The following is a 13,567-nucleotide window of genomic DNA, read 5'->3' on the forward strand; positions in this document are numbered from 1 at the left end:
CTGATTACTTTCGCACCGCTGCATTAGCACTGAGGTTAGACGTTGCGCTCACTGACGCCTCCACCGCTGTTTGCGGCCGTGCAACCGGCATTTCTTTAGGCGTGACCTTCGCGCCAGTGGTTTGCGTAGCGGCATTGGTGACCACCACGCGTTCTCCCGGCTGCAAGCCCTGTTCAATCAGCCACTGCTTATCCACCGCCCGGCCGACTTGCACCTCGCGGGATTCCAGCACACCCTCTGCGTTGACGACCCATACCCGCGTTGAAAACTGGTCACGAATCAAGGCATCTCTGGGAATCAAAATCGCCTTTGGATTAGTCGCCTGTCGGATTTTAAGCCGTACATAGGCGCCCGGCATTAGTTCGTGTTGCGGATTATCAAACACGGCACGCATCACCACCGAATCAGTGGTCTGGTTCACCGAGACATCCGAGAATGAGAGTTTTCCGCTACCCGCATAAAGCGTGCCATCGGGCAGCAACAATTGAATATTGAGTCCACCATCGCTGCCTTTAAGTTGGCCGTCGCGCAACGCTTTGCGCAAAGCAAACACCTCAGAGGAAGACTGGGCAAAATTAACATACACGGGATGAATTTGCTCAATAGTAGTCAGATGCGTTGCCTCATCTTTTCCGACCAGGGCCCCCTCGGTCACCAGGGCCCGACGCGCCACCCCCGCAATCGGCGCACGCACGTTCGCATAGCCAAGATCGAGCTTGGCGCGGTTGAGTTTCGCTTGCGCAGCCGCGACCTCCGCTTTTGCCAACTGAGCGTCAGCCTGCGCAGCGCGATAATCACGCTGACTCACTGACTGATCGCCAACCAATGCTTGATAGCGCTGCAACTTGTCATTGGCATTGATTAAATTCGCTTCTGTTCTAGCCACCTCGGCCTCCGCCTCCAGCTTGCTGGCTTGCAATTGCTCTGGATTAATAGCAAATAACAACGTATCCGCCTGCACCGTCTGCCCCTCTTGATAAAAGCGCTTGGCGACGATGCCTGACACGCGCGCACGCACTTCGGCGATGCGGTAGGCCTCTACCCTGCCGGGCAGCTCAACCTCGGTCGGCATCTCCGCCGTGCGCACGGTCAGCACGGCCACCTCAGGCGCAACACCCGCTGCCTGACTGGCCGGTTGCGGCTTGCTGCAGGCTGACAGTTGCAACATGCATAAAAAGGGAATGAACAGCGTGCGGACAGGAAAACGGAACATACAGGCGCCTTGCAACCAGAGAGACTTGCTCATTTTAGGCGCAGCGCAATAATTAATCAATCATGACTGATTAATTATTTTTTGCTATGATGGACGCTATTGTTTGATGGAGGTTAGCCCTAGTAATCATGGCGAGAAAAACCAAAGAAGATGCGCAAAAAAGCCGTGATCAGATCCTCGATGCGGCAGAGCATGTGTTCTATCGCAAAGGCTTCACCCTTACCACCATGACTGACATCGCTGAGCATGCCTCCCTCTCTCGCGGCGCGGTATATGGCCATTACAAAGGTAAACTGGAAGTCGCAACAGCGATGGCTGAACGCGTGATCCAATGTGCCTCACCGTTTCAAATCCAAGCGCATCTATCTGCATTAAGCAATCTCAAACACTATTGCCTGCAAGAGATTCACAGTTACATTGCGCCCAGCTCGATCCAAAGGGTATTATTTTTTTTGTATGTGGGCATTGATGACTCTCCCGAGTTACTGCAACTCAGGTTTGCTTGGGAGAAAAAACGCATTGCACAAATAGACAGCTTACTCAAACAAGCGATTGCGCAAAAAGAGTTGCCGGCCGAGGTCGACTTCGAGCTCATCAGCCTGTACTGCAAATCGATTATCGAGGGCGTATTTAGCATTATTTATTTTGGTAATCTCAGCGCCTCTGAGCGTTGGCAGCGGGCGGAACAGCTCTGTGAATATGGTCTGCAGCGCTTATCCCTCAAGCTGTAAACACTGCGTTCGCAGGCGCATCCATCGCAGATGCTGATTGACGAGCACACCCACCTTGCGGCAAGATGAAGGCTAAATGTATTGATTGCAATAAAATTGCTCATATGTAGCGTGCACAAGGTCATGAGGATCTGATGCCGCACCTCTCGTTTCTCCGCCATGACCCGCCACGATTAAAAAACACTGAAGAAAATACACTGCTATGGACCACAACCTCTCTCTCATTACCACCATTGCCGCCGCCTTTGCGCTGGCGCTAATCTTTGGCTTGATTGCAGAAAAACTCAAATTACCCGCGCTGATTGGCTATTTATTTGCCGGCATCTTAATTGGTCCGTCCACACCAGGCTTTGTAGCCGATATTGCCATCGCCTCCCAATTGTCTGAAATCGGCGTCATGTTGTTAATGTTTGGCGTGGGTTTGCATTTTTCGGTACAAGATTTGATGTCCGTCAAACGGATTGCGCTACCCGGGGCCTTGGCGCAGATGACGTTGGCCACCTTACTCGGCATGCTAGTGGCGCATTATTGGGGCTGGAGTATGGGCCATGGCTTAGTGTTTGGCCTGTCATTGTCTTGCGCCAGCACGGTCGTGTTACTCAAGGCACTCGAATCCAGACGGATTCTAGAGAGTATGAACGGCAAAATTGCAGTGGGCTGGTTAGTGGTCGAAGACATGGTTACCGTGTTGGTACTGGTCTTAATGCCGGCACTGGCAGGGGTGTTGGGCGGTCAAGGCGAGGTGGGCAATACCGGCGCCATTTGGGAAGCCATCGGCGTGACCCTGCTCGAAATTACCGGATTTGTGGTGGTGATGCTGGTGGTCGGTAAGCGCGTATTACCTTGGTTATTGTGGTACGTGGCCGGCACCGGCTCGCGTGAGCTGTTTACCTTAACGGTGATTGCAGTAGCCATCGGCGTGGCTTTTTTTGCCTCTTCACTCTTTCATGTATCGTTTGCACTCGGCGCCTTTTTTGCCGGCATGATCATGCGCGAATCTGAATACAGCCACCGAGCTGCAGAAGATTCACTCCCGTTTCGCGACGCATTCGCAGTATTGTTTTTTGTGGCGGTCGGCATGCTGTTTGACCCGGCCATTTTGGTTAAACAACCAGTGCAAGTATTGTCGGTGGTCGCGATTATTATTTTAGGTAAATCGCTCGCGGCGATCGCGATTGTATTGGCCTTGCGATACCCCTTGAACACCGCGTTGACGGTGGCGGCTAGTTTGGCACAAATTGGTGAGTTCTCATTCATTCTGGCGGGCCTAGGCGTCTCACTTAACTTGTTGTCACAAGATGGCATGAGCCTGGTGCTGGCGGGTGCGCTAATCTCCATTGCCTTAAATCCATTGGTCTTTGCCACTATTAAACCGTTGTCAAATTGGGTGATCAACAAATCAGACGTGGCAAGGCGCTTATCCGAGCGCATGGACCCCTACAGCGAGCTACCGATGTCGACTGAACGCAAGTTTCTTGAGGGGCAAGTGGTGCTGGTAGGCTATGGCCGAGTCGGCAGACGGATTGCGCAAGCACTCACGGCCTCTATGATTCCATTTGTGGTGGCCGAACAAAATCGAGAGGTGGTCGAAAAACTCCGCAAACAAGGTCAACCCGCGGTGTCCGGCAATGCTGCTGACCCCATGGTATTGATACAAGCCCACATTGCCAATGCCGCCATGCTGATTATTGCAACACCGGATTCGATGGATATTCGCAAAATGGTCGACATTGCCAAGCAACTCAAGCCAGAGATTGAGGTCGTGATTCGAACGCACCACGAAGATGAGTATCAACGTTTGCAAAAAGAATTCGGCGAAGCTGTTTTTTTTGGCGAAGAAGAACTGGCCAAGGGCATGTCCGGACATGTGTTGCAGCGCTTTGAAAAACAGATCATTTAGGGTTGCCAGACGCCTAGCCTTTGTTTGCAGCGCCTGGCAGACAACGCAGCGCTAGCAAATCGGCAATCAACTCCCTTTAAGGCAAGCGCAGGCTAATCGCTGGACTGCGATGCGCTTGCAACTGAGCGTCGACGCACTTTTATTTGCTGCGTCACCACCGCATGCGCCGAAATGACTGTATCATCGCGCCGAATTAAAAACGCGCACAATTTTTGCTTAAATCTTGCAAATGCAAACCGATCTCACCGCCGAACAAACCATTCTCTTGGCCAAACTCAGACATATCGAAGAGTTAGAGCGTCTGGTAATTTGTACCGAATTTGTAGAGACGCTTGGCCAAATGGTGCATCAAATTCAGGCTGAACGTGGCGCCAGTTGTCTCTATCTGGCTTCGACCGGGCAACATTTTGCCAGGGAGCGTGCCGATCTCGTGGCACAAAACAGTCCGCTAGATCACCGCTTTAAGCAGGCACTGCAACGCCACCTGCATGCCAATCCACAAGCCGACGCCAAACAATTGACACTGGTCTCTTGGATATTGCTGGGCTTTGATCAACTCACGGCATTGCGCCATCAAGTCACCTTGCACCAAATTTCATTTGAAGACTGCATACAATCGTTTACGCGCCTCATCGGCAGCCTCATCTCCTTAATCTTTGAAATCACCGACAATACGGTCAACACCAAGATTTCAAGCAGTCTATTAGCCCTCTACAACTTGGTGCAGGGCAAAGAGTTTGCGGGCCAAGAACGTGCAGTTGGTGCTTATTTGTTTGGTTCCGGCAGGTTGCAGTTAGCGCATCAGCAAAAATTGATGGAACTCATTGCACTACAAGAGCGCCATTTTGAGTCGTTCTGCCAATTCGCCACGCCGACGTTACGTGATGCCTGGGCTTTGGCGAGGGTGTCAGATACGCAGCGCACCTATCAACAATATCAAACACGACTTACGCTTGCCAAACCGGAGCAGTCGTTGCAGGCCAAAGATGCAGATATCTGGTTTGAGCTTTGTAGCCAACGCTTGACCGAACTCTGGCAAATTCAATGTCTGCTGATTCAAGACATGCATCATATGCTCAACGCATTGGTAGAAAGCGCCCGTCAGGATTTGGAAAAAACCCGTCAATATTTGCAGCAACTACAACGCAAGAGCAGCCCGACTAAGCCCGATAGCACGTTTTTTAACCTGTCTATTCCGGTAGAGAATGCCTATGCCTTTTTGAGCCACCATCCCAACCAACCCTACCCGATAGAGTCAGTGCTGTCTTTGTTACAGCAACAGTCGCAGCACATTGCAGAGGTAGAGTCAGAGTTATCAGACACCAAAAAAGCCCTCACTGAAAGAAAGCAAATAGAACGGGCGAAAGGCCTACTCATGAGCAACTTGGGCCTGAGCGAGGTGGAGGCTTACAAAAGCATGCGGAGTACCGCCATGGAACAAAAACGCAAAATCATTGATGTGGCAGAAAACATTCTGCTTCAACACAAACTACCGCAATAACCAACCCATGTTAATGGTGCATCCGCACCCGAATGGTGCGCATCAAGTTGGCATCAAACGCCGCTTAGGCTGCGAAATAAAAACAAAAAACCAATCAAAATCAGTCCCTTAATAAAAAGTTCCGCGTTGGCATGCCATTTGCTAACGTTTATTTAAGCAGTGACGTCTGAACAAGACCAACGAGCTTACCGACCACTGATCAATGGCGATCACTGCGTCGGGTAAACATTACTCTTATCAACCGAACTGGTTGGCAATACTGGACAAAGGCGTCCTGAGTGTAGACAAAAAAGTCTGCATTCAGGACGCCTTTTTTGTTTTTTATTTCCCGTGAATCACTCTTTTCAGGAGCCCTTATGCGCAGTACTGACAAACCTACCGTCGACACCCCCTCTGACATTGATCTGCCGACCGCCGCGACGCCGGTAGATCATACGCGGCGCGACTTTTTCCGTCAGGCCATGGCGGGCGCCTTTGGCGCGGCTGCCATGATGAATATGGTACCGGCTGCCATTCGCAGCCAGGCATGGGCTGCAGGTTCTGATGCGCCAGAGATCACCGAAGTCAAAGTGGGTTTTATTCCCCTGACTGACTGTGCCCCGATTGTTGTCGCCGCGCAAATGGGGTTTGATAAAAAATATGGCATCAAAATCATCCCGTCCAAAGAAGCTTCTTGGGCTGGGGTGCGCGACAAAATGGTCAATGGCGAGCTGCATGCGGCCCATGTCCTCTATGGCCTGATTTATGGGGTTCAACTGGGCATTGGGGGTCAACAAAAAGACATGAACATTCTCATGACTTTAAACAATAACGGTCAGGGCATCACCTTGGCCAACCAGCTTAAAGAGAAAGGCGTCACCAGCGGCGCTACCCTCAAGCGCCTGCTTGAAAACGAAAACCGAGACTTTACCTTTGCCCAGACGTTTCCCACCGGCACGCATGCCATGTGGTTGTATTACTGGCTAGCCAGTTACGGCATCAATCCGATGCAAGATGTGAAAACCATCGTTGTCCCCCCGCCACAGATGGTCGCCAATATGCGTATCGGCAATATGGACGGCTATTGCGTAGGCGAGCCATGGAACGCGCGTGCTATCTACGACAAAATTGGTTTCACGGTCGCGACCACACAAGACATCTGGACCGATCATCCGGAAAAAGTGTTGGGCACCACGGCGGAGTTTGTGACCAAACACCCGAATACGGCCTTAGCACTCACCAAAGCGATTTTGGAGGCCTGCCGCTACATAGATGCGACCAAAAACCGCCCTGAAGTGGCCAAATTGATTGCAGGGAAAGCCTATGTGAACGCACCGGAAGAGGTGATTGAGGGGCGCTTCTTGGGTCACTATGACAATGGCATCGGGAAAAAATGGGAAGACCCTAATTACATGAAGTTTTTCAATGATGGCAAGGTGAACTTCCCTTACCTGTCTGACGGCATGTGGTTTCTCACCCAGCACAAGCGCTGGGGGCTACTCAAGTCCGACCCGGATTACTTAGGCGTGGCGAAAAAGGTCAACCGCATTGATATTTATACCGAGGCGGCCAAGTCACTGGGCATCAATGTGCCGGTTGACGTCATGCGCACAAGCAAGCTCATGGATGGCGTGGTGTGGGATGCAAAAGATCCCAAAGCTTATGCCAATAGTTTCAAGGTAAAAGCCTAATCGTCAAAGGAGACGCACCATGAACGTGGTTAGTTTAAAGCAAGAAAAAAGCGCGCAGGCTGTGAAAACTGCCTCTGCGCAACCTGTGATGGCGGTGGTTACCCCTCTCTCAACCACGGCTACCAGCACCAGCGCGCCCAAAGGCGCCGCATGGGCGGCAACTTTCCGTCGTGTGTTTGAATGGGGGTTGCCGCCTGTGATTGGCTTAATGATATTTGCGGCGATTTGGGCGGTGGTGGCCGCATTAACCCAAGGATTACCGGGGCCACTCAGCACTTGGCATGCCGCAGTGGTGCTGTTCAGTGACCCTTTTTACATCAACAACCCAAACGACATGGGCATTGGCTGGAACATTCTCAGTTCGCTCAAACGGGTGGCGACAGGGTTTGGACTCGCTGCCATCGTGGGTATTCCGATGGGCTTCATCATTGGCCGCTATCACTTCATGTCCAGAATGGCCGCACCCATTATCAGCCTGCTCAAACCTGTCTCACCGCTGGCATGGCTACCGATTGGCTTGTTGGTGTTTAAAGCAGCCGACCCTGCGGCGATTTGGGTCATTTTTATCACCGCCGTCTGGCCAATGGTGATCAATACCGCGGTTGGCGTCAGCAAAGTCCCGCAAGATTATATGAATGTGGCCAAGGTGCTCAACCTGTCCGAATGGAAAGTCGTCACCAAAATCTTGCTGCCCTCTGTGATGCCCTATCTCATGACAGGCGTCAGGCTTGCCATGGGCGCTGCTTGGCTGGTGATTGTGGCTGCAGAAATGCTCACGGGTGGGCTGGGGATTGGCTTTTGGGTATGGGATGAATGGAACAACTTGAATGTGGAGCACATCATCATCGCCATTTTCATTGTTGGCATTGTCGGCTTGCTGCTAGAGCAGTGCCTGGTGCTGCTGGCAAAACGCTACAGCTACGAATAATACGTAAAAAGGAATTGTTATGACGACCAGTGGTTTGCAAGACCGTTATGTGCTGATTGAAAACGTCAATATGACTTTTCAAACTAAAAAAGGCAGTTTTCAGGCGCTCAAAGACATCAACCTGTCTATCCAAGAAGGCGAGTTCATTTCGATTATCGGCCACTCCGGCTGCGGTAAATCAACCGTGCTCAATCTGATTGCAGGCTTGCTGCAACCGAGCGAGGGTTATCTATTTTGCGCCGGACGCGAAATTGCCAAGCCTGGCCCCGAGCGGGCAGTGGTGTTCCAAAATCATTCTTTGCTACCTTGGTTGAGCTGTTTCGACAATGTCTATCTTGCAGTTGAGCGCGTATTTGCTGACCAAGAGAGCAAATCCCAACTGGCGGACCGCACCCATGCGGCACTGGCACTGGTCGGACTCAGCCATGCCACGGAAAAACGCCCCACTGAGATCTCTGGCGGCATGAAACAACGCGTCGGCATTGCGCGTGCATTAGCCATGGAACCCAAAGTGCTGCTGTTAGATGAACCGTTTGGCGCACTGGATGCACTCACCCGCGCCGGGTTACAAGACGAGTTGATGACCATTATGGCGCGCTCAGGGTGTACGGCTGTAATGGTTACCCATGATGTAGACGAAGCCGTATTGCTCTCCGACCGCATCGTCATGATGACCAACGGGCCTGCGGCCACCATCGGTGAAATTTTGCCAGTGGACTTGCCTCGCCCACGCAATCGTCTGGCGCTGGTTGAAGACCCTGCCTACACCCATCTACGCAGCGAAGTATTGAAGTTTTTGTATGAGCGGCACGCCAAAAAGGCGGCCTAAAAAGGGGTGCTGACGGGCGGACACCCGCCAGCACCGCATACCTCATCGAAGTATGGTTACCCCCCATTGCATAAAGGAGCAACACATGAACGCTAACCCACAGCCACGCCTGCGTCAAGTTTCAATGGCGATCTTACTGGCGGCCTTGAGCACACCCGCCTTGGCAGAAGAAGAATTACTGCCCGAATACACGTTTATGGATGCGATTAAAACCGGTAAAAACATGACCAGTTTTAGATTGCGTTATGAATATGTACAACAAGATGGTTTGCAACCAAACAATCTGAGTAACGCGGCGAACAGTCTCAATCCAACCCGTGCGGAAGACATCAAAGATGCCAACGCATTGACATTGCGTAGCTTGATCGGTTGGCAAACCGCCCCCTTTCATAACTGGAGCATCGCTGCGCAGTTGATCAATGTCAGCAAGCTAGACGATGATTTTAACGATGGCACCAATGGCTTTCGTACCAATGGCGCCTCTAACCAGAACAACCGTATTGCTTATGCCAAGGTCGTAGATCCTGATCACACCGATATCAATCAGTTATACGTAGACTGGACCGGCATTAAAAACACCCGTGTCCGCGCCGGGCGCCAACAGGTGAACCTCGACAACGTACGCTTTATTGGTGACATCGCTTTCCGTCAAGTGATGCAGGTGTTCGACGGGGTCTCTGTGTTTAACAAAACCATACCGGATACTGAGTTGTTTGTTGCGCACTTTGAAAAAGTGAACCAGATTTTCACCACCGAGCGTAACGGCAACCTCGAGATTATCAATGCCCGTTACCGGCTCTCGCCTACAGAGTTTTTGGTGGGATACGGCTATCTGAGTGCCTTCGACAATCTGGGGATGGGCAATGCCTGGTTCGGCACCGGTGCGGCTAACTTGGCAGCAGACCAATCCAACAAAACCTTTGGTATTCGGCTAGATGGCACCCACCCGTTTACGCCTAATTACCGTGCGCATTACACCGCAGAATATGCCAAACAGTCTGATTACAAAGGCGGCGATGACCGCATCGACGCTCATTACTACAAGCTTGGCGGCGGCTTTGGCATCGATAACTTCAATGTGCGCATTGATCAAGAACTGCTCTCCAGCAACAAAAATCAATTCGCTTTTCAAACCCCTTTTGGCACCAATCACCTGTTTCAAGGCTGGGTAGATAAGTTTCTGGTGACGCCGCGCGCTGGCATCAAAGACAGCTTTGTCACCGCCACCTACCGCTACGGAGATGTGGTCTTTTTTGCCGATTATCACGTGCTCGCCTCCGATGAGGATTTCTACACGGTGAATGGGGGCGCAAGCCGCACTGGCAACCGCTACGGCACAGAATGGAACGCAGCGATGACTTGGAATGTGGATAAAAACTGGATGACCAAATTGGAGTACGGCAAATTTAGTGAAGACGATCACTTTGCGGCTGCGGCCAACACCACCAGTAATGCGGCGGGCACCCGCGGCCGTATCCGTGACACCGAAAAACTATGGCTGACCGCCATGTACACCTTTTAATTGACCCACCCAAGGACAGTGCAATGACCGCGACCGCAAAAGTCTATCTCGTTGGCGCCGGACCCGGCGACCCGGAGCTTATCACGCTCAAGGCGCTCAAGGCCTTGCAGCAAGCGGAGGTGGTGCTGGTCGATGACTTAGTCAATCCAGCCTTGCTCGCGCACTGTCCGCAGGCACGCATTGTGCCGGTAGGCAAACGCGGCGGCTGCAAGTCTACTCCACAACACTTTATTAACCGGATGTTGGTGGCGTTGGCAGCGCAAGGACAAACCGTGGTGCGGCTTAAAGGGGGAGATCCTTTTGTATTTGGGCGGGGCGGGGAAGAAATGCTCGCCTTGCGAGCAGCCAATGTGCCGTATGAGGTGATTCCCGGCCTGACCAGTGGCTTAAGCGCCTGCGCCAGCATGGAGGTGCCCGTCACCCATCGCGGGCTGAACCATGGCGTCACGCTGATAACAGGCCATACCCAAGATGGTGAACCGCTGCCATGGGCGGCGCTCGTCGCAACGCAGACCACCTTGGTGGTTTACATGGGGATGCAGCACTTGCCTGAGATTAGTCGCGGCCTCATCCAAGCAGGCATGTCGCCGGAGATGCCCTGCATGGTGGTCGAAAACTGCACCCGCCCGCAGCAACGTGCCGTGGTGTCGTCACTGCAAGCGATGCCCTATCTGGCACACACACAACAGTTGAAAAGCCCAGCGATTATCGTGGTTGGCGAAGTGGTCACCCTCGCTAAAACTACGCAACAAACACAAGACTGGCAAGACCAACTGCAAAGCTGGCTCAGCGTAGCCAATGCAGCTTAAGTAAAAAGGAGCGATTTGATGATGAAACAGAAACTGGTAGTGGTCGGTAACGGCATGGCAGGGATGCGCGCAGTGGAAGAACTGCTCAAAATCGCCCCCGACATGTATGACATCACCGTGTTTGGCGATGAGCCCTACCCCAATTACAACCGTATTATGTTGTCACCGGTGCTAGCCAATGAGCAAACCATTGATGACATCATTCTCAACAGCCGTGAGTGGTATGCCGAGCACCAGATCACGCTGCACACCAGCGCACGCGTAAACAACATCGACCGCGTCGCGCGTCGTGTCACCACCGAAAACGGCATTACCGTCGACTATGATCGCCTTTTGTTGGCCACAGGCTCCAAGCCGTTCATGTTGCCTATCCCCGGTGCAGATTTGCAAGGGGTGCTGGGCTATCGCGACATCAAAGATACCAACGACATGATCGCCGCCGCCAAGCAATACCAACACGCAGTGGTGATTGGTGGCGGCTTACTCGGACTAGAGGCCGCCAATGGCCTTAAGATTCAGGGCATGGACGTGACCGTCGTACACAAAAATGAATGGTTGCTTGAGCGCCAGCTAGACCGCACGTCAGGCAAGATGTTGCAAAAATCGCTCGAAGCCCGTGGGCTGAAATTTTTGCTGCAAAAAGATACTGAACAACTATTAGGCAAAGACGGCCGTGTCGTGGCTATCCGCTTCAAAGATGGCCAAGAAATCGCCGCCGACCTGGTGGTGATGGCCGTGGGTATCCGCCCCAACTATGCGCTGGCGGAATCAGCAGGCATCTATTGCAACCGCGGTATCGTCGTCAACGATACCATGCAAACCTTTGACCCTCGCGTCTATGCTGTGGGGGAATGCGTCAGCCATCGTGGCATTGCCTACGGTTTGGTCGCGCCGCTATTTGAAATGGCCAAAGTGTGCGCCACCCATTTGGCTAACTTTGGGATTGGGCTGTATAAAGGGTCGGTCACGTCCACCAAACTAAAAGTGACTGGCATTGATTTATTCTCTGCGGGCGACTTCATGGGCAGTGATGATGCCGAAGAAATCTTGCTACACGACGCCGTCGGCGGCGTATACAAAAAACTGGTGATCAAAGATGATGCCATTATCGGTGCGGTACTTTACGGCGACACCACCGATGGCGCTTGGTATTTTCAGCTGTTGCGCGACAAAAAACCCATACACGAGATCCGCGATCATTTAATGTTTGGGCAAGACAGCTTGGGCAATACCGGTCACCAAGGCCAGGACAAGGTGTCGACCATGACAGACGCGATGGAAGTCTGCGGCTGTAATGGCGTATGCAAAGGCACCATCGTAAAAGCGATTCAAGAAAAAGGCTTGTTCACGCTCGATGATGTCAAGAAGCAGACCAAAGCCGGCTCTAGCTGCGGCAGTTGTACCGGGTTGGTCGAGCAAATTCTCGCCTCCACCCTTGGTGGTGGCTATGCGCCGCCATCTTCAAGCAAAGCGGTGTGTGGTTGCACAGATTTTAACCATGAAGAAGTGCGTGAGGAGATTCGAAAACATCGCTACCTGAGCATCCCCAATGCGATGAAAGGCATGGGCTGGAAAACGCCTAATGGCTGCGCGACGTGTAGACCCGCCCTAAACTATTACCTGATCTCCACCTGGCCACATGAGGCCAAAGATGACCCACAATCACGCTTTATTAATGAACGGGTGCACGCCAACATCCAAAAAGACGGCACCTATTCAGTGATTCCGCGCATGTATGGCGGCGTGACCTCCTCAGATCAACTGCGCAAAATTGCCGATGTAGCAGATAAGTACAAGGTGCCGATGGTGAAGGTCACCGGCGGTCAGCGGATTGACTTGCTTGGCGTCAAAAAAGAAGATTTAACCAATATGTGGGCCGATCTGGATATGCCCTCCGGCTACGCTTATGGCAAATCGATTCGTACCGTCAAAACCTGTGTCGGCTCGGAGTTCTGCCGCTTTGGCACGCAAAACTCCACGCAATTGGGCATCGATATCGAAAAAGCCTTTGACCACATGTGGGCACCACACAAAGTCAAATTTGCCGTGTCTGGCTGCCCACGTAATTGTGCAGAATCCGGGATCAAAGATGTTGGCATTATTGGGGTGGATTCTGGCTGGGAAATTTATGTCGGCGGCAACGGCGGTATCAAAACCGAAGTTGCGCAGTTTTTATGCAAAGTCAAAACGGCTGAAGAAGTGATCGAGTTCTCAGGCGCCTTTATCCAAATCTACCGCGAAGAAGCGCGTTACCTCGACCGCACCGTGCATTGGATTGAGCGCATCGGGCTAGACTATGTGAAAAAACGCGTAGTAGAAGATGCCGAGGGACGCAAAGCGGCCTTTGAACGACTGTTGTACGCATTACAAGGTTCGGTAGATCCTTGGGCTGAGCGCGTCAATCATCGTGACCAGCACAAAGAGTTCGACACGATTACCGTGTAATTCATTGATCTGGCGTGCG

10 protein-coding genes are annotated in these 13,567 nt (G+C 52.2%); 9 read left to right on the forward strand and 1 reads right to left on the reverse strand.

Annotation, left to right across the window (positions count from 1 at the left end; genetic code table 11):
• Nucleotides 1-4 precede the first annotated feature (4 nt).
• Nucleotides 5-1,213 carry an efflux RND transporter periplasmic adaptor subunit gene (locus FIT99_RS08490; RefSeq protein ID WP_140003893.1) on the reverse strand — a complete coding sequence of 403 codons (1,209 nt, stop codon included), beginning with the start codon at nt 1,211-1,213 and terminating at the stop codon, nt 5-7.
• Between the two features lie 128 nt (nt 1,214-1,341).
• On the opposite strand from FIT99_RS08490, the gene FIT99_RS08495 reads away from it, so the two are divergent.
• From FIT99_RS08495 to nirB, 9 genes are all read left to right on the forward strand, one after another.
• Entirely contained in the window at nt 1,342-1,944 is a 603-nt protein-coding gene (locus FIT99_RS08495) for a TetR family transcriptional regulator (RefSeq protein ID WP_140003894.1), read from the forward strand.
• A gap of 202 nt (nt 1,945-2,146) precedes the next feature.
• Nucleotides 2,147-3,844: a YbaL family putative K(+) efflux transporter gene (gene ybaL / locus FIT99_RS08500; RefSeq protein WP_140003895.1), complete on the forward strand. Its 1,698-nt coding sequence runs from the start codon at nt 2,147-2,149 to the stop codon at nt 3,842-3,844.
• A gap of 229 nt (nt 3,845-4,073) precedes the next feature.
• Nucleotides 4,074-5,345: a nitrate regulatory protein gene (locus FIT99_RS08505; RefSeq protein WP_140003896.1), complete on the forward strand. Its 1,272-nt coding sequence runs from the start codon at nt 4,074-4,076 to the stop codon at nt 5,343-5,345.
• A 356-nt stretch (nt 5,346-5,701) separates the two neighbouring features.
• The gene (locus FIT99_RS08510) at nt 5,702-7,015 is read left to right on the forward strand and encodes a CmpA/NrtA family ABC transporter substrate-binding protein (RefSeq protein WP_396652208.1); all 1,314 of its coding nucleotides are present in this window, start codon (nt 5,702-5,704) and stop codon (nt 7,013-7,015) included.
• 19 nt (nt 7,016-7,034) lie between these two features.
• Entirely contained in the window at nt 7,035-7,943 is a 909-nt protein-coding gene (ntrB, locus tag FIT99_RS08515; RefSeq protein ID WP_140003897.1) for a nitrate ABC transporter permease, read from the forward strand.
• A 19-nt stretch (nt 7,944-7,962) separates the two neighbouring features.
• Complete coding sequence (locus FIT99_RS08520) at nt 7,963-8,772, forward strand: ABC transporter ATP-binding protein (protein ID WP_140003898.1); 810 nt, start codon at nt 7,963-7,965, stop codon at nt 8,770-8,772.
• Nucleotides 8,773-8,857: 85 nt separating this feature from the next.
• Nucleotides 8,858-10,294, forward strand: coding sequence for an alginate export family protein (locus FIT99_RS08525; RefSeq protein WP_140003899.1), 1,437 nt, complete (start codon nt 8,858-8,860; stop codon nt 10,292-10,294).
• Between the two features lie 23 nt (nt 10,295-10,317).
• Nucleotides 10,318-11,103, forward strand: coding sequence for a uroporphyrinogen-III C-methyltransferase (cobA, locus tag FIT99_RS08530; RefSeq protein ID WP_140003900.1), 786 nt, complete (start codon nt 10,318-10,320; stop codon nt 11,101-11,103).
• Between the two features lie 18 nt (nt 11,104-11,121).
• On the forward strand, nt 11,122-13,548 hold the full coding sequence (nirB, locus tag FIT99_RS08535; RefSeq protein WP_140003901.1) for a nitrite reductase large subunit NirB: 2,427 nt from the start codon (nt 11,122-11,124) through the stop codon (nt 13,546-13,548).
• The last annotated feature ends 19 nt before the right edge of the window (nt 13,549-13,567 follow it).

Source organism: Methylophilus medardicus, assembly GCF_006363955.1.
GTDB classification, from domain to species: Bacteria; Pseudomonadota; Gammaproteobacteria; order Burkholderiales; family Methylophilaceae; genus Methylophilus; species Methylophilus medardensis.